The organism is Pseudodesulfovibrio mercurii, assembly GCF_000189295.2.
GTDB classification, from domain to species: Bacteria; Desulfobacterota; Desulfovibrionia; order Desulfovibrionales; family Desulfovibrionaceae; genus Pseudodesulfovibrio; species Pseudodesulfovibrio mercurii.
The window spans coordinates 104,246-121,523 of the sequence record NC_016803.1 but is presented as its reverse complement, the minus strand read 5'-3'; the positions used below and the strand labels follow the sequence as shown (position 1 = coordinate 121,523).

The following is a 17,278-nucleotide window of genomic DNA, read 5'->3' as shown; positions in this document are numbered from 1 at the left end:
GCGCTCAACCCTCGAAGGTGAAAGGTGATTCGAACCCGGCCAGTCCGGACAGCCGCCGGTCCTTTTCGGAGAGAATGGGCTCTTGCCCATGCAGGGCCGCGTCCCAGTCCATGCCGATGTCCGGGTCGTCCCAGGCCAGGCCGCCCTCCAGGGCGGGCGCATAGGGCGCGTCCACCTTGTACTGGAACTCGGTGTCCGGCATGATGGTCACGTAGGCGTGGCCGAATCCCCTGGGGATGAACATGCGCTTGAAGTTGGCGGCGCTCAGGATGACGTGCTGCCACCGGCCGTAGGTGGGCGACCCGATGCGCAGGTCCACGACCACGTCCAGGACCGCGCCGCGCGTCACCCAGACGAGCTTGGCCTGGGCCTGGGGCGGCCTCTGGAAGTGGAAGCCGCGCAGCACGCCCACGTCCCTGGAATAGGCGTGATTGTCCTGGATGAACGTGCAGGTTATGCCGAGTTCCCGGAAATGATTGGCATTGTAGCTTTCCAGAAAAAAGCCCCGCTCGTCCTGGAAGACCTGGGGGACCAGGACGAGGAGCCCGGGAAACTCCGTCTCGTGAACCTGCATGCACGACTCCTTGCAAAAGGTGGGCGACTGGAATTCCTGTAGCCGAGTTCAGCAAGGGACACAACCCCGATCCACTTTTCCGGCCTCGGCCCATTACAAAATTATACCCTGAATGCGGTTCACATTTCGGTCGCAGTTTGCTAGGGCTCTGTGAGGAAGTTCACTTCAGCCGACCATGGGTGCATTTACATGAATTTTCTGGATATCGTTCTCATCTGCATCGTCGCCCTCTTCCTCCTGCGCGGTTTCTTCCGCGGCCTGGTGCAAGAGGTCCTGTCGCTCATCGCCGTGGTCCTGGCCATATTCCTGGCCTCCCGGTTCGACGACGTCCTGGCCCCGCACCTCAAGCTGTACATCGAGAGCGACATCACGGTCAGCGCGCTGTCCTACTCGCTCATCTTCATCGGCACCCTGGTGCTGGTCTGGCTGCTGACCAAACTGATCCGCAGCGTGCTGGAGATATCCCTGCTCGGCTGGATCGACCGCACCCTCGGCGGAATCTTCGGCCTGCTCGAGGGCGTGCTCATCTGCCTGGTCGGGCTCATGTTCCTGCAGACCTTCGCGCCCCGCTCCGACATCCTGACCGAATCGTACATCGCGCCCAAGGCCCAGCACCTGGTCGGCAAGCTGGGCGAATACGTCGATCTGCCCGAGGCCCTGGACTCGGCCAAGAGCGCGCTGGGCATACCGGGCGGCGACAAGGCCGAGTAGCCCCCACTTCAATCAACCCGCTTTCCGCCTCTTCAAGGAGATTCGCCATGAGCGAAACGAAACACGACGCCCCTGCCCAGGCCCTGCGCGAACTGCTCGGGGTCATCGACGCCCTGATCGCGCCCGACGGCTGCCCCTGGGACAAGGAACAGACCCCCCTGACCCTGTGCGACTACCTGGCCGAGGAGACCTTCGAACTGATCGAGGGCATCCGCTCGGGCAAGCCCCACGAGGCCATGGAGGAGCTGGGCGACGTCATGTTCATCCTCCTGTTCATGGCCACCCTGTACGAACGCGAGGGGTCGCATACCCTGGCCGACTCCCTGAACTACAGCGCGGCCAAGATGATCCGCCGCCACCCCCACGTCTTCGGGGACAAGCATTTCGACAACATCACCGAGCTGTGGGACAATTGGGAGAAGACCAAGCGCGAGGAGAACAAGGGCACGGACCGCAAACGGGTCTACGACTCCCTGCCCTCGGGGCTGCCGCCCCTGCTCAAGGCCTACCGCATCCACTCCAAGGCCGCGCGCAACGGGTTCACCTGGCCGTCGGATCGTGAGGTGGAGGTGCAGCTGCGGGAGGAATGGGACGAGTGGCAGGAGGCCCTGGCCCAGGGCCACGCCGGGAACTCGGAGCGCGAGTTCGGCGACTACCTCTTCACCCTGGTGGAGCTGGGACGGCGCAAGGGCATCAAGGCCAACGCGGCCCTGGACTTCGCCAACCAGAAGTTCCTGTCCCGGTTCGCCCGCATGGAGGAGCTGGCCGAGATGCGCGGCCAGACCCTGACCGACCTCGGCCTGGACGAGATGAACACCCTGTGGAACGAGGTCAAGAACTGGGAACGGTCCTAGCCGAGGCCTAGGTGAACAGATACTGCAACAGGTAGAATACGGCCGCGCCCGCGCCGATGGCTGCGTACAGCAGCATTCACGGCAGGCAGCGCGACCGGAACTTCCTGTAGATCAGAAATCCCACGCCCGCTCCGGCGGCCACGGCCGCGATGAGCATCAGTGTCTTGCCCATGGTTCCCTCCCCCGGCCGGCTCAGGGCCAGCCCGTGCGGCCGGTGCCGAAGAACACGTTCAGGATGTAGTACGAGGCGAACAGGGTCCCGAGGATGGTGATCCAGACATACAGCCTCGGCAGCACCGGGCGTTGCCATCGGTGCAGGACCACGCCCACCAGGCCGCTGATGACGGCGGCCGCGATCAGCCACGGAATGTCGATGTTCATGGGACCCTCCCTTACCCCCTCTTACACGCAGTTGTATTCATTGGGCAATATTTTTTCGCTCCAAGCCTAAAGATCTACGGGAAATCGCCGATAGGGCGGATAGGCGTTATTTCCGTCCTGAAGACAGGAGGGTGCTTATGAGTATGGCAATCGGCGGCCTCGGAAGCTACGCGCCGTTCGATCAGCAGACATTCGGCGCATCCGTGGTTTCCGAGACCCTGGACTACATGAACGACAGAGGCCCGAGCCTCGCCCCGGTGGACAAGGTCTCCGCCGAGGCGTCGCTCGTTTCCAAAACCCTGGACTACATGAACCCCGGGACCTCGACGGCGGACAAGGCCGGCCTGGCCCAGAGCTACAACTTCCAGACCGACGTCCTCGGCCCCTACGCCAAGGGCGCGGTCCTCGACACCATCATCTGACGGTCCGGAGATAACGCCTCGGCAACAAAGCCCCGCCCTCCCCTGCACAGGGACGGCGGGGCTCTTCGTTCGCCCCGCCCCCCGCTCCGGGAAAAAACTTTCCCTCTCCGCCCATCCGCCGTAGCATGGCCATACGGGAAGGTGCGACCGCCCTTCCCCCACCGGAACACCGGAGCGATGCACATGGACGAGACCCTGCGGGACCGCGCGGCGGGCGCGCTGATGGGCGCCTGGATCGGCGACGGCCTGGGACTGGGGCCACACTGGTACTACGACCTGGACGAACTGCGCCGCGACTACGGCCCGTGGATCGACGGCTACACCGACCCCATGCCGGGCCGCTACCACGACGGCATGAAGGCGGGCCAGCTGTCCCAGTCGGGGTTCATTCTCGAACTGACGGCCCGCTCCCTGGTCGAAAATGGCGGCTACGACCAGGCGGACTTCTGCCGCCGCATGGACGAGGAGCTCTTCCCCCTGCTCAACGGGGAACCGGCCAACGGGCCGGGCGGCTACACCAGCCAGTCCATCCGCGAGGCCTGGCGCAGGCGGGTGGAGCAGGGCCGCCCCTGGGGCGAGACCGCCGGGCACGCCGATACCACCGAGGCCATCGAGCGGACCCTGGCCATCGCCGTGCGCTACGCCCTTGATCCGGGGAGCCTGGCCGAAGCCGTGGCCCGCAACGCGGCCCTGACCCAGTCCGACGATCTGGTCCTCTCCCTGACCGTGGCCTACGGTGCTGTCCTCGCCCAGCTCGTCCGGGGCGAAACACTCGACGCGCGCCTGTCAGACAAGCTCATGCACCTGGTCAAGAAGGGCGTCCTGCCCTTCCACGCCGTGACCCGCGACGGGCTCAAGCCGCCCCGGCCCGGCGACCCGGACCCGCCGCGCGCGGGCCGCTTCGCCTCGCCCGACGCCCTGCTCTCGCCGAGCTACATGGCCAGGGCCGCGGCCGACCCGGACATCCGCATCGAACCGGCCTGGAAGGTCTCCCTGGTCTACGGCATGCCCTGCGCCATCTACCACATGCTCCCGGCGGCCTACTACCTGGCGGCCCGTTTTTGCGACGACTTCGAATCCGCCGTGCTGCACGCCGTCAACGGCGGCGGCCAGAACCAGGTCCGGGCCATCCTGACCGGGGCCCTGGTCGGGGCCCAGGTGGGGCTGTCCGGCATCCCCGAACGATTCATCGACGGCCTGGAACAGGGCCGCGCCCTGCGCGACCTGGCCCTGACCCTGGCCCAACAGGCGGCCCGGCCGCCCAAGGAATAAGGAAAGATCATGCAAGAACCCAAGCCCGGCCGCCACGCCGTCATCTACATCTCCCACGGCGCGGGCCCCCTGCCCCTGCTCGGCGACGAGGGCCACGCCGAGATGGTCGCCAACCTCAAGGTCCTGACCGCGCGCATCCCCCGGCCGTCCGCCATCCTGGTGATCAGCGCCCACTGGGAGGAATCCGCCCCCACCGTGACCATGGGCGACCGTCCGCCCCTCTACTACGACTACTACGGCTTCCCCCCGGAGTCCTACGAGATCGCCTACCCCGCCCCGGGCGACGACGCGCTGTCCCAAGCGGTCCGCGACGCCCTGGCCGCCCGCGGCCTGCCCTGCGGCCAAGAGCCGGAGCGCGGCTACGACCACGGCCTGTTCGTGCCGCTCAAGATCATGTACCCCGAGGCGGACATCCCCTGCGTGCAGCTCTCCCTGCTCAAGGGACTCGACCCGGCGGCGCACCTGGCCCTGGGCCGGGCCCTGGCCGACCTCGACCGGGACAATCTGCTCATCCTCGGCTCGGGATTCTCCTTCCACAACATGCGCGCCTTCTTCACCCCGGACACGGCCGAGACCGCCGACGCCAACGACGCGTTCCAGCGGTGGCTCATCGAGACCTGCGCCGACCCGGCCCTGACCCCGGACGAACGCGGGCAACGGCTCGTCCACTGGGAATCCGCGCCCCACGCCCGCTACTGCCACCCGCGCGAGGAGCACCTCCTGCCCCTGCACGTCTGCTGCGGCGCGGCGGGACGACCCTGCGACGAACACTTCCGCCTGACCATCATCGGCAAGGGCGCGAGCACCTTCCTCTGGCGGCCGACCGACTAGCGGGGGAAAATCAGGTTTGAAGGCCGCTGCGCGGCGATTGACGGATGACTTCGCCTCCGGCGGGCAGCCCCAGCTCTTGGCGAGTCTTCGAGCCCCGGAGATGGCGACAGCAGCGATAGGGTTCGCACCCCTGCACCCCATCCGGCGCCTGCGGCGCGGAGGGTGAAACAAACATAAAAAGGGAAGGTCTTCTTCGGAAGACCTTCCCTTTCCTTGCGCGAGAGACGGCGGGTGCGGGACCGGCTATTTCAGCCGGAGCCAATTCCGGGCCACGTTCCGGCAGAAGTCCCCGGACTGCGGAACGAGGAGCGGAAACCGGCCGCGCATCTCGGCAAAGAATTCGTCGGTGAACTGGTCGCGGTATTTCGCGTAGGTGTCGATGTCGCCGCGCTGGAACTCTTCGAACCACGCCTCGGCCCCGATGGAGTCCAGCTCCAGGTGAAACTGAAACCCGTAGGAGGCGTTGCCCGCCCGGAAGCACTGGTTGGCGCAGGCCGCGCCCGTGACCAGCAGTTCGGCCCCCTCGGGCAGGTCGAAGGTGTCCTCGTGGAACTCCATGAGCGGCGGGATGGGCCCGGCCGGGCCCACCACCGGGTCCTGCGCGCCCGCCTCGGTCACGGTCAGCCGCACGTAGCCGAACTCCAGCTCGGGCATGGTCCGGATGGTCGCGCCGAAGGCCCTGGCCAGGATCTGGCAGCCCAGGCAGATGCCCGCCACGGGCTTGCCCGCCGCGTCGAAGCCGCGCATGAGTTGCATCAGCGCCGGGAAGTGCGGCGAGCCCTGATCGTCGAAGGCGTGCTGCGGGCCGCCCAGGACCACCAATCGGTCAAACCCCTCGGGCGAATCGGGCAGCGCGTCCCCTTCGCCGGGCATGACGGTGGTCAGTAGGCACCCCTGCCGGGCCAGTTCCTTGGTGAAATTGCCGCCGGGCGACTCGTCCGAGTGCTGGATTACCAGCACGCGGGAGCCGATGATCCCGTCGTCCGGGCACGGCTCCACCGTGACCCTGGTCTCGTAGAACGGCGTGCCCTGGCCCACGATGGAGGCGATGTCCCTGGTCAGCAGGTTGACCCCGTGGCCCGCCTTGTTCCAGCCGCCGCGCTCGGTGACGAGCACGTCGCCCCGCGTGGCCTCGTCCACCTTGAGCAGGGCCATGAGCCGGCCGTAGGCGCTGCGCACCAGCACGTGGCCGCCGTCGCACACGCCCCGCCTGCGGGCCTCCTCGGTGTTCAGGACGACCGTGGGCAACGCCTCGTGCTCGGCCATGGTCCGCTCGGAGCAGATGTACCCGTGGGGCGCGATGGTCAGGAGCTTGTACGGATATTCCGGGTCCTCGTCCTGAAGCACGGCCGGGTCGAATTCCGTCATGAACTGGAACTTGCCCGATTCGGTGGGGAACACGCCGTCCGCGTACGGGACCATGGGCGCGTCCAGACGGAACGGCCCCCTGCGCACGGTTTCGAGGTCCGCGCCCTGCTCCCAGAGCGGGGCGCAGATGGTTTGCAGCCAGTCGGCCACGGACCGCCGGTATTCCCCGGCAAAGGGGAACCGCTCGGACAATTCCTGGAACATCTGAAATTCGGACTTGGTCTCGCCCACCGGCTCGATGGCCGGGTTCACCGGGCCCACGAAGTTGTGGCCGTAGCTGGCCATCAGGTCGTCCTCCTCCAGGAAGGTCGTCGCGGGCAAAAAGATGTCGGCCAGCTCGGCGGTGTCGTCCAGGAAGTGGCCGGAGTAGACGACCATCTCGGCCTTCTTGAACGCCCGGACGATCTTGTCCGCGTTGGGGGCCATGCACACAGGGTTGCCCGCCGTGACCACGATCATGCGGATCTCCGGGTCGCGCGCGTTCAGGATCTCCTCGCCCACCTTGGCGATGAGCAGGGTCCGGTGGTCCGGGTGCAGCTGGTCGCCCCACCAGGCCTGGTCGTAGGGGCCGTACTCCTCGAACCCCTGGCTGACCCCGCCGCCCGCCGTGCCGAGGAGGCCCGCGATGCCGCCCAGGGCGTCGATGGGCCGGATGACGTAGTGGGCGTACTCGTGGCGGTGCAGCCCCCAGCCGAGCAGGATGGAGGTCGGGAACTGATGCATCAGGGTGTCGGCCAGCAGTTCGGCGTCGGCCGTGGACACCCCGGCCAGGGAACACAGCTCGGGCACGGTGAAGCCGTCGAGGATGGCCTGGTACTCGGCCCAGCCCACGGCCCGGTTCTCCAGAAAATCGCGGTCCTCGGCCCCGGCCTTGAGGATCAGCTTGGCCGCGGCCATGGCCAGGAAGCCGTCGCGGCCCGGCTTGGGCCGGATGTGGTCGGTGGCGATGTTCACGGACAGGCTGCGCGCCGGGTCCACGACGATCACGCGGCCGCCGCGCTTCCTGATGTCCTTGGCGATCCTGACAAGGGAGATGTTCGTGGACACCGGGTTGCGCGCCCACAGGATCATGGACTTGGAGTTGTAATGGTCCAACGGGTCGTGGGACACGCGGTTGCCGAAGTCCAGGTTCTGGGCCCCCTGCCCGGCCCCGCCGCACAGGGAGCCGCGCATGGTCGTGGCCCCGCCCAGCAGGTTGAAGAAATACTTGTTCAGGAGCTTGAGCGCCGTGCGCTCGCCGTACCCCTGGTAGTACAGGACCGCCTCGGGCCCCGACTCGGCGACCACCGCCTTCAATTTGTCGGCCACCAGGTCCAGGACCTCGTCCCAGGTCGCCCGTCGCCAGCGGCCGTCCACCTTGCGCAGGGGGTGGGTGATGCGCTCGGCGCTGTACACCCGCTTGATGTACTTGGCGGTCTTGTGGCAGGACACCCCGCCGGTCAGGGGGTGGTCCGGGTCGCCCGAGAGCTTGACCAGCCGCCCGTCCTCCACCACGGCGATCAGGCCGCAGGAGTTGGGGCAGTCCCGGGTGCAGGTGGTCACGATCTTCCGTCGGCTCATTATCTATGCTTCCTTGGCGTTGTCATCGGTGTCCGGCGCGGCCGGTGCGGCGGCGCGGCGCAGGGCCATGCAGCCCCCCTGGCAGCGGCGCATGAAGTCCTTGCACTCCAGGCAGTCCGTGGACACGTTGGCCTTGCGGATGGGCCGTACCCGCTCGGCGAAGTGCCACATGACCGCGTCCTGGCTCGAAAAGGCGGTCACGTCCGGCACCGCGATGTCCCGCATGGGCAGGCAGTAGGACGCGGACAGGTCCGGATGCACGTCGATGGACGGATGGCAGACCCCGGAGAACTTCATGGACACCCGCTCGAGGTAGTTCCGGTCTTCGATCCTGAGGTCGCACAAACGGACGCTGCAATCAAGCCCGGTGCGGATGCCCCGCTCCTCGCACGCCTTCACGAAACGGACGATGTGGGAGATGACCTGCCGCGTGTCGTCGTTGGTGAAGTGGTCGTTGGCCGCCGAGATGGACGGCCGAGAGATGTCGTAGCGCACGGACTGCACCCCGTACCGGGCGCACCCCTCCAGCAGGTAGCCGTACTCGCGGTACCGGCTGGAAAAGTTCTTGGAGAAGGTCAGCCGCGCCCCGGACCGGGCGATGGCCGTCAGGTTGGCGTCGAGCAGCGCTGCCTGCGTGTCGGAGTACATGGACGGCTCGTTGTAGTTGACCACGAAGTTGGAGACCACGGGCGTGAGCCGGTCCGCCAGGTCCGTGGGGAACAGGCCGTTGGTGAACAGCACCGGGGCGATGCCCGCCTCGGCCGTGCGCTCGACCATGTACGGCAGCAGCGGGTGCAGGGTCGGCTCGCCGCCGATGAAGGCCGCCGCCGGGAGCTGCGCCCGCTCCATCCATTCCAGGAGCCGGGCGAAGTTCTCCTCGGTCAGGTCCTCGGGGTACTCGGCGTGCAGCTCCCTGGCGAAGCAGTAGGAGCAGGCGAGGTTGCACCGGTAGGTGACGAAGATGTTGATCATGCCTGTATCCGCAACCCGGTTTCGAGGTCGAAGGCGACCATGCGCGCGGTGTTCACCGGGGTCACCCCGATGGGTGCGTGCAGGGTCAGGCCGGGGACCTCGCGGCTGTCGATGAGCACGCGGAACTCGGCGTCGTGCACGCGCACCGTGGCCACGGACTTGGGTCCGAGCGGCTCGATGTCGATCAGCTCGCCCACGGCCGGGGCTCCGTCCGGCGCGGTCAGGACCAGGTTCTCCGGACGGATGCCCAGCTCGAACCCGCTCCCCCTGGCCTTGAGGGGCGCGGCCAGATGCTCGGGCGCGGCCAGGGACACCCCGGCGTCCTTGATGCGGACCGTGCCGGAGGCCTCGTCGAACTCGCCCCGGAACAGGTTGATCTGGGGCGCGCCCACGAAGCAGGCGGTCTCGCGGTCCGCGGGCAGATCGTAGATGGTCTGGGGCGCGTCCACCTGGACCACGCGGCCCTTGCTCAGCATGATCACCGTGTCCGCGATGGCCATGGCCTCGTGGTAGTCGGGCGTGGCCATGAGGAAGGTGTACCCCTGCTCGCGCTGCATGCGCCGCAGCTCCGCGCGCAGTTCGATGCGCAGCTTGGCGTCCAGGCTGGACAGGGGCTCGTCGAGCAGGAAGAGCTGGGGCGTGCGGATGAGCGCCCTCCCCAGGGCCACGCGCTGCTTCTCGCCGCCGGACATGGTCTTGGGCAGCCGCCCGAGCACGTGGGTGATCTGCAGAGTCTTGGCGATCCCCTCCACGCGCTCCCGGATGACCTCCCCGCTCTCCTTGCGGATGACCAGGGGCGAGGCGATATTGTCGAAGCCGCTCTTGTTCGGATAGAGCGCCAGGTTGTCGAAGATCATGGCCACGTTGCGGTCGCGCGGCTCCCACCGGCCCACGTCGCCGCCGCCCAGGAGCACGCGCCCCTGCTCGGGCGTCTCCAGCCCGGCGATGATCCGCAGGGTGGTGGTCTTGCCCGCCCCGGCCGGGCCGAGGATGACGGTCAGCGAGGCCTCGGGCACGACGAAGTCCACTCCGCTCAGGGCCTGGTTGTCGCGGAACCGCTTGGACACGGATTCCAGGTGCAGGACGGGGGTCTGCCCCCCGATGTTGGCGGTCGTCATCAGAAAACCCTCCCGGCCACGCTGATCTCCTCGCGGCGGTTGCTGTCCCCGCCGAAGAAGACCAGGGAGTCGAAGTCGATATCGAGCCCCACGGGGTCGCCCGTGTGCAGGGCGCCCGAGGGCGGCGTGACCAGGGTGAGCATCTCGTGGCCCGCCTCCACGGTGACGACCATCTCCGGGCCGCGCGGCTCCACGTTGTGGATGCGCCCGGTGATGTCCGGCGTCCGCGACTCGGACAGGCTCAGGGATTCGGGACGCACGCCCAGGGTGTGGAACCCGCCGGGCGCGGGACCGTCGGCACTCTCGCCCATGGCCAGGGAAAAGGCGTCCTTGGTGAAACGGATGGCCCCGCCGTCGGTGACGAACCGGCCGCGCAGCAGGTTCATGGGCGGCGAGCCCAGGAACCCGGCCACAAAGGTGTGGTCCGGCCGGGCGAAGATGGTCGAGGTCTCCTCCACCTGGAGGATGTGGCCCATGTTCATGACCGCGATGCGGTCGGCCAGGGACAGGGCCTCCACCTGGTCGTGGGTCACGTAGATGATGGTCAGGCCGATCTCCTGCTGCAACCGCCTGAGTTCGCGGCGCATGGCCAGCCGCGCCTCGGCCTCCAGGTTGGACAGGGGCTCGTCCAGGAGCAGGATCTCCGGCTTGGTCACCAGGGTCCGGCCGATGGCCACCCGCTGGAGCTCCGAGCCGCCCAGCTCCTTGACGCTGACGTCGAGCTTGTCCTGCATGCCGAGCAACTCGGCCACGCCCTCCACGGCCCGGTTGATCTCCAGCACGTACTTGCCGCGCACCTCCAGGCCGAAGGCCAGGTTCTTGCGCACGGTCATGTGGGTGAAGACCGCGTAGTCCTGGAAGACCAGCCCCACGTTGCGCTTGCCCGCCGGGGTGTTGACCACGGTGGCCCCGTCGATCTGGATGTCGCCGCCGGTGGGCTGCTCCAGACCGACGATCATGTTCAGGGTGGTGGACTTGCCGCAGCCGGAGGAGCCCAGCAGGGCCACGGTCTCCCCGGCCTCCACGGCCAGGTCGATGTCGTCCACGGCGATGACGTTGCCGTCGGAATATTCCTTGCGCAGCTTCACCAGTTCCAGTTTGGGTCTGCTCATTGCTTGATCGCTCCGAATGTCATGCCACGGGCGAGGTGGCCTTGGATGAGGTAGCCGACGATGACCAAGGGAATCATGGCCAGCACGGCCAGGGCGGCCTGCACGCCGTACAGGGTCCCGGCCGTGGCCGTGACGTACTTGGCGAGCTGGACCGGGATGGTCGAGATGTTCGAATAGGCCAGGACCAGGGCGAACATGAACTCCGACCAGTTGAGAATGAAGATGAACATGGTCGTGGCGAACAGCCCGCCCTTGATGAGCGGAATGGTCACGGTCAGGTGCGCGGCCAGCTTGCCGCTCCCGTCGATCATGGCCGCCTCCTCGATCTCGCGCGGCAGGTCGTCCACGAAGGACTTGAGCATCCAGGTGGAGAACGGCAGCGTGACCGCCACGTAGATGGCGATGAGTCCGGTGTAGCTGTCGATCAGCCCGATGTTCGAGAAGATGATCACGAAGGGCACGGCGATGGCCGCGGGCGGGAACATGCGCCCGGACAGGATGACCAGGGGCGTGGACTTGGAGTTGTTCCCGTAGCGCGAGATACCGATGGCCGAGAAAAGCCCGATGATCACGGACAGGGTGGTGGACACGATGGTCGCCAGCAGCGAGCCGAAGACCGCCTTGGTGGCGGGCTGGCTCACGCCGCCCACGCCGTACTTGCCCAAAGCCTCGGGGTCGAACAGGGTCTGGAAGTTGACGAAGGTCGGCTCGGACGGGACCCAGATGGCCGGGGACGCGTTCCAGTCGGTGGGCGGCTTGATGGCCGTCATCAGGATCCAGAAGACCGGGAACAGGACCACGATCAGGGCCGCGCCCATGATGATGGTCTGCACGGGGGAAAGCTTCTTGTCTTGCATTATTTGCCCTCCAGGAGCTGGTTGCGCACCGGGGCGAGCAGCAGGTGGACCAGCAGGAGCGATCCCACCAGGACCAGGAAGGCCGCGGCCGCGCCGTAGGCGAGCTGGAAGTCGTTGAAGGCCAGCTTGTAGATGTACAGGCTGATGGTCTCCGTGGAGGAGCCGGGCCCGCCCCGGGTGAGCATGAAGACCTCGTCGAAGAGCTTGATGATCTCCATGGCCCGGATGACGAAGGCCACGATGATGACCGGCTTGAGGGTCGGCATGACCACGCGCCAGAAGACCTGGCTGGGGTTGGCCCCGAGGATGACCGCCGCCCGTATCGGGTTCTCGGGCACGGAGTTGAGCCCGGAGAGCAGGATCAGGAAGAAGAGCGGCGTCCAGTGCCAGACCTCGGTGACGATGACCGCGACGATCGCCGGGGCGGCCGAGCGGAACCAGTCCAGGGTGGCCCCGGCCCCGAAGACGAACTCGAGCATCTGGTTCACCGGGCCGTTGGACTGGAAGAGCATCCAGAAGATGTACCCCACCACCACGGGCAGGATCATCATGGGCGTCAGAAACGCCGAGAAGAGCACCGACTTGCCCCGGAACCTGCGCAGGAACAGGACCGCCAGGCCGAGCCCGAAGGTGAACTCGAGGCACAGGCAGATGCCGGAGATGAGCAGTGTGCGGATGACCGCGTAGATGAACCGGGTGTCCCAGATGAGCAGTTCCGAATAGTTGTCGAAGCCCACGAAGGAGGCGTCGAACAGGGAGCCGCGCGTGGGCGACCAGTCGGTGAAGCTCATATACAATGCCACCAAGAGCGGCATGACGAGGACCAGGAGGGAGACCACCTGCCCCGGCACCGTGAAGATGCGGGCGATGGCCTGGTTGCTGAACCCCTTGCGGTCCGGAGTGGTGCCGATAGCTGTCTGTGTCACGTTTTCCACCTGACCGGCCCGGGGAATGGCCCCCGGGCCGGGTTCGGTTGTTGGGAGTCTCGTTCTAGCTCCAGTTGTCCACGCCCGCGGCCTTCTTGATGGGCGCGGCCAGGTTGGAGGTCAGGGCGATCCAGGCCTTCTTGACCTTGTCCTTGCCGATGCGGCGGGTGATGCGCTCGAACTTGTGCGCGGCCTGTTCCAGGGCCTCCTTGGGCTTCTTGGAACCGGTCATGCAGGCGTGCACCTCCTTGTCCAGGGCGTCCTGGTACTCGAAGCCGCCGGGCAGGCAGAAGTCGGGCACGGTGTTGACCATGTTGTTGTACAGGGTGTTCAGGTACGGCTTGGTGTAGGTGTCCACCAGCCGCTTGGTGGGTTCGAGCATGTGGTTGACGCGATACGGGTCGGAGTAGCCGCCGAGGTACGGGATGGCGTCGGCCGAGATGGTCGGCGAGGTCATCCACTGGGAGTAGGCGTAGGCCAGCTCGGGGTTGGCGGAATACTTGGAGACCGCGTAGCCGTAGCCCCAGCAGAACATGCCCGCGTACAGCTTGGTGCCGTCCTTGGTGAAGTCGGCGGGCATGACGGTGGCCGCGATCTTGCCGGTGGTGGCCGGGCCGGTGGACGGGGCCATGGAGTACTTGAAGCCGGACGGCCAGACGATGTTCATGAAGCCCTCGCCCCGGCCGAAGGCGTTGTAGTTGGAGGACCAGGTGAAGGAGAAGGCGTCCGGGTGCAGGAACTGGTTCATGGCCAGCATGTCTTCCAGGGCGGCCACGCCTTCGTCGGAATTGAAGGTCGGGTTCATCTCGCCGTCGAAGTAGAGCATGCCCTTGGACACGAGGCGCTGCATAAACATCCACTTGACGTAGTACGGGGAGCGGTATTCCAGGGAACCGTAGAAGCCCTTGGCCGGATCATGCATGAAGGAGGCCAGGTCGTAGTACTCCTTCCAGGTGTCGGGCACGGCCAGCTTGCGGCCGAACTTGTCCTCGAAGGCCTTGGCCTTGTCGGAATCCTCAAGGTAGTCCTTGCGGCACAGCAGGGTGATCTGGTCGCCGTCGTTGAGCAGACCGGCCACGCGGCCGTTGTACAGCTGGGCATGGTGCGAGGCCGGGAAGACCACGCCCCATTCCTTGTTGAACAGCTCGGGGTCGTACTTCTCGGTCCAGTCGGTCAGGTCGTAGATGACGCCGGAGTCGATCCAGTCCGGATAGGACATGGCCGTGGGCATCATGACGTCGTACCGGCCGGTCTTGGCCACGGCCTCCTGCATGCCCTTGGTGTGGACGACCTCGTCCGGCTCCTCGATGAACTCCAGGGTGATGCCGAGTTCGTTCTTCCACTTGTCGGCATACGGGGTCATGTTGCCGATGGACCCGGTGGGAATGAGCAGGGTCAGGGTCTTCTTCGTGGCCTTGGCCGCAGCCACCTTGGCCAGGGCCCAGGCGCGCTCCTCGGGACCGGAGATGGCGGCGAACGCCTTGACCGCGCCCAGCGGCGACAGGGCCACGGCGTTGGCCACGGCCGCGGCCACGCCCAGGGTGGTCATGGTCTTGAGGAACGAGCGGCGGGTCATGCCGCCGGACTCATACTCTTTCAGGGTCTTCTCCAACTTCGCATTCGTTTCCATTGCACACCTCTGCTTGCTTAATATGTTGAAAATGCTTGCCAGCTACCGAACATCAGCCGATTCACCGCCGCGTCAGAGGACGTGGCGCTCGTAGGTATTCTCGCAGGGATTGCCGGAACACAGCTCCAGCCACCCCGCCTCGGGGTCCATGATCACGGCGAAGACCGTGTGGAAGGCCGTCTTCGGGTCCTCGCCGGGGAACCCGTGGGCGCAGATGCACCGGGGATAATTGGTGTGGTCCCTGGTCAGCTCCTTGAGCTTCTCGGGGTTGAGGGCGCCGCGATGGCGCTTCAGGAAGTTGTCGGCCACCTGCTTGCGCACCATGGACCCGCCGTGGGACAGCCAGTTGGGGGTCTCGAACCGGCGCATGTCCCGGCCCACGAAGTGGTTGGTGTGGGCGATGGACCCGTCGATGTCGAGGAGCTGGTAGTACGCGGCCGAGGTCTCGGCGCAGAAGGCCACCCCGCTTCCCGCGAACTGGTAGTTGATGCCCCCCGCGCGCGGCGAGAAGATGGCCGCGCCCAGCGCGTCGCCGATGCGCTCGCTGGATAGCGCCCTGCGCATGATGAACGGGTAGACCACGCCGGGCCGGGCGTCCGTGGCCGTGACCTTGTTGATGACCGCGCCCACGCCCGCCGCGTTCAGGCCGACCAGGCCGAGGATGCCCGCGAACGAGATGACCAGCTGGGCCGGGCCCTGTTCCGGAACGATGCGCAGCAGGCAGAGAAACCTCTCGTAGTATTTCTCCATGTCGTAGGTCTGGCCGATGTAGGCCCGGCCGCCCTCCCCGGCGTCGCGGGTGACGTTGAAGGTGGTGCAGCCCCACAGGCCGTCGGGCAGGACCGTGCCGCCGATGCCGGGCGCACGCAGGTCCTCCAGCTCCAGGAAGGAGTTGAGGTAGAGAATCTCCTTGAAGGTCACGCCCGCGCCCTCAGCGATGCCGCGCATCTCCTCCACCAGCTCGGGGGAGAACTTTTCGAGGAAGCCGAGATTCTTCATGCAAAAGGTTTCGAGCCGGTCCTTGTCCACGCGGATGAACCCGTTGTTCATCTGGTGGACCGAGGTCACGGACTCCACGAACTCCGCGATCAGGTCCCCGAGGGCCCGGCCGTGGGCGACGCCCCGTTCGAAGGGGGTGCCGGTCAGTTCTATGACGGGAATGGTGCTCATTGTTGCTCCGGTTGCTCCTGTTCGAAAACACCGCACGGGGAGGGAGGATGAAGGAAGGCCCCCCTCCCCGGGTTGGGAGGTGCGGTGTCTACAGCAGTTCCATGTAGTAGTCCCACTCCCATGGATCGACGCGATTGTTGAATTCGGGGGTACCGTAGTCCGCGAACTTGGCCCTGGCGGTCTCGACCTCGAACTTCTTCACGGCCAGGACCAGCTTGATGAACTCGGGGTCGAGCACGGCATGCAGGTCCGTGTCCTGCTCGAAGGCCTCCACGGCCTCGTCCAGGGTGAACGGCAGCCTGGGCAGGGTTTCATCGTCGTAGGCGATGCCCAGGACCGGATCGGGCAACTCCGGCTTGGAACGGATGCCCTCAAGGCCGGCGGCCAGGGTGGACAGGGCCAGAAGGTAGGGGTTGGTCCCGCCGCAGGCCAGCCGGTTCTCGAAATGGGTGGACTCGCCCCGGCAGCCCTTCAGGCGGATGCCCACGGTGCGGTTCTCCATGCCCCAGGTGGCGGTGTGCGGGGCGAAGGAATTGACCCGGTAGCGCTTATAGCAGTTGATGGTCGGGGCGGTGAACACGGTGTTGGCCCGGGCGTGCTTGAGCATGCCCGCCAGGAAGTCGCGCGCCAGCTCGGACAGGCCGCACTCGCCGTCCGGGGCGTTGAAGGCGTTCTTGCCGGTCTTCTTGTCGATGAGGGAGACGTGGAAGTGGGAGCCCGAGGCGCTGGAATTGATGAACGGCTTGGTCAGCCAGGTGGCGATGTAGCCGTGCTGCAGGGAAATCTCCTTGCAGCCCATCTTGTAGAGGAAGGCGGTGTCCGCGGCGGGCAGGCCGTCCTGGTAGTACAGGTTGATCTCCTGCTGTCCCGGCCCGTGCTCGGAGTTCTGGGTGATGATCCGCACCCCGGCCTGGTCCATCTTGCGCATCAGGTCGTAGGTATAGTCGATGTCGAAGTTGTTCTTGAGGGTGACGAAGATGGGCTGTCCGTCGTAGACCGGCTTCCTGGTCTCCTTGTCCAGCACGTAGAACTCGAACTCGTAGCCCAACCGGCAGATGTAGCCCATGGCGGCGAACTCATCGAGGATCTTCTTGAGCAGCAGGCGCGGGGAGGCCATGGCCGGGCGGCCGTCGTACCAGTAGGGGTCCACGGTGATGTTGGCCGTGTTGGGCACCCAGGGCAGGACCGTGAAGGTGGACAGGTCCGGCACCGTGCAATGGTCCTCGAAGGCCACCTCCTCGGCGTACCCGGTCCCCTTGGGGACCATGGACTGGATGTCCAGGCCGAGCAGTCCGCCGTAAAAGTTCAGGCCGTTCTCTATATAGTCCATGAACGCGCCGACCGGCACGGTCTTGCTCCGGGACACGCCGTACAGGTCCGCTTGCTCGAAACGGACGAACTGGATGTCATGATCCCGGATCTGCTTCTTGATGCTGTCGATGGAAGATGGTTTTGGCAGGCTCATCGTCTCAATCCCTCATTTTGGCAATTTTATGATACCGCTCGCCCGGACCGAATCC

At 66.3% G+C, this 17,278-nt stretch carries 16 protein-coding genes; 5 read left to right on the top strand and 11 right to left on the bottom strand.

Going from position 1 to position 17,278, the window contains the following annotated elements; all coding sequences use genetic code 11:
• Positions 1-4 precede the first annotated feature (4 nt).
• The gene (gene rfbC / locus DND132_RS00565) at positions 5-574 is read right to left on the bottom strand and encodes a dTDP-4-dehydrorhamnose 3,5-epimerase (RefSeq protein ID WP_014320757.1); all 570 of its coding nucleotides are present in this window, start codon (positions 572-574) and stop codon (positions 5-7) included.
• Positions 575-763: 189 nt separating this feature from the next.
• On the opposite strand from rfbC, the gene DND132_RS00560 reads away from it, so the two are divergent.
• Both DND132_RS00560 and mazG read left to right on the top strand, forming a co-directional pair.
• Positions 764-1,285 carry a CvpA family protein gene (locus DND132_RS00560; protein ID WP_014320756.1) on the top strand — a complete coding sequence of 174 codons (522 nt, stop codon included), beginning with the start codon at positions 764-766 and terminating at the stop codon, positions 1,283-1,285.
• Positions 1,286-1,332: 47 nt separating this feature from the next.
• Entirely contained in the window at positions 1,333-2,139 is an 807-nt protein-coding gene (mazG, locus tag DND132_RS00555; protein WP_014320755.1) for a nucleoside triphosphate pyrophosphohydrolase, read from the top strand.
• Positions 2,140-2,331: 192 nt separating this feature from the next.
• On the opposite strand, the gene DND132_RS00550 is transcribed toward mazG, so the two are convergent.
• Positions 2,332-2,520: a hypothetical protein gene (locus DND132_RS00550; protein WP_014320753.1), complete on the bottom strand. Its 189-nt coding sequence runs from the start codon at positions 2,518-2,520 to the stop codon at positions 2,332-2,334.
• Positions 2,521-2,657: 137 nt separating this feature from the next.
• On the opposite strand from DND132_RS00550, the gene DND132_RS00545 reads away from it, so the two are divergent.
• The 3 genes from DND132_RS00545 (at position 2,658) to DND132_RS00535 (ending at position 5,045) form a co-directional block, all read left to right on the top strand.
• A complete protein-coding gene (locus DND132_RS00545) occupies positions 2,658-2,942 on the top strand; it encodes a hypothetical protein (protein WP_014320752.1) in 285 nt (94 codons plus the stop codon).
• A gap of 183 nt (positions 2,943-3,125) precedes the next feature.
• Positions 3,126-4,214, top strand: a complete 1,089-nt coding sequence (locus tag DND132_RS00540) for an ADP-ribosylglycohydrolase family protein (RefSeq protein ID WP_014320751.1) — start codon at positions 3,126-3,128, stop codon at positions 4,212-4,214.
• Between the two features lie 9 nt (positions 4,215-4,223).
• Positions 4,224-5,045, top strand: a complete 822-nt coding sequence (locus DND132_RS00535; protein ID WP_014320750.1) for a DODA-type extradiol aromatic ring-opening family dioxygenase — start codon at positions 4,224-4,226, stop codon at positions 5,043-5,045.
• Between the two features lie 243 nt (positions 5,046-5,288).
• On the opposite strand, the gene DND132_RS00530 is transcribed toward DND132_RS00535, so the two are convergent.
• The 9 genes from DND132_RS00530 to DND132_RS00490 all read right to left on the bottom strand — a co-directional run bounded on the left by DND132_RS00530 (position 5,289) and on the right by DND132_RS00490 (position 17,223).
• A complete protein-coding gene (locus tag DND132_RS00530) occupies positions 5,289-7,973 on the bottom strand; it encodes a molybdopterin-dependent oxidoreductase (protein ID WP_014320749.1) in 2,685 nt (894 codons plus the stop codon).
• 3 nt (positions 7,974-7,976) lie between these two features.
• The gene (locus DND132_RS00525) at positions 7,977-8,945 is read right to left on the bottom strand and encodes a radical SAM protein (RefSeq protein ID WP_014320748.1); all 969 of its coding nucleotides are present in this window, start codon (positions 8,943-8,945) and stop codon (positions 7,977-7,979) included.
• Positions 8,942-10,063: an ABC transporter ATP-binding protein gene (locus DND132_RS00520; protein ID WP_014320747.1), complete on the bottom strand. Its 1,122-nt coding sequence runs from the start codon at positions 10,061-10,063 to the stop codon at positions 8,942-8,944. Before DND132_RS00520 ends, DND132_RS00525 begins: the two co-directional genes overlap by 4 nt.
• On the bottom strand, positions 10,063-11,175 hold the full coding sequence (locus DND132_RS00515) for an ABC transporter ATP-binding protein (protein ID WP_014320746.1): 1,113 nt from the start codon (positions 11,173-11,175) through the stop codon (positions 10,063-10,065). The genes DND132_RS00520 and DND132_RS00515 overlap by 1 nt, the downstream gene beginning before the upstream one ends.
• Positions 11,172-12,032, bottom strand: coding sequence for a carbohydrate ABC transporter permease (locus DND132_RS00510; RefSeq protein WP_014320745.1), 861 nt, complete (start codon positions 12,030-12,032; stop codon positions 11,172-11,174). The genes DND132_RS00515 and DND132_RS00510 overlap by 4 nt, the downstream gene beginning before the upstream one ends.
• Positions 12,032-12,958, bottom strand: coding sequence for a carbohydrate ABC transporter permease (locus DND132_RS00505; RefSeq protein WP_014320744.1), 927 nt, complete (start codon positions 12,956-12,958; stop codon positions 12,032-12,034). Before DND132_RS00505 ends, DND132_RS00510 begins: the two co-directional genes overlap by 1 nt.
• Positions 12,959-13,022: 64 nt before the next feature.
• Positions 13,023-14,588, bottom strand: coding sequence for an extracellular solute-binding protein (locus DND132_RS00500; protein WP_014320743.1), 1,566 nt, complete (start codon positions 14,586-14,588; stop codon positions 13,023-13,025).
• 72 nt (positions 14,589-14,660) lie between these two features.
• The gene (locus DND132_RS00495) at positions 14,661-15,758 is read right to left on the bottom strand and encodes an acyl-CoA--6-aminopenicillanic acid acyl-transferase (protein WP_014320742.1); all 1,098 of its coding nucleotides are present in this window, start codon (positions 15,756-15,758) and stop codon (positions 14,661-14,663) included.
• An 88-nt stretch (positions 15,759-15,846) separates the two neighbouring features.
• Positions 15,847-17,223 carry a glutamine synthetase family protein gene (locus tag DND132_RS00490; RefSeq protein ID WP_014320741.1) on the bottom strand — a complete coding sequence of 459 codons (1,377 nt, stop codon included), beginning with the start codon at positions 17,221-17,223 and terminating at the stop codon, positions 15,847-15,849.
• Between the last annotated feature and the right edge of the window lie 55 nt (positions 17,224-17,278).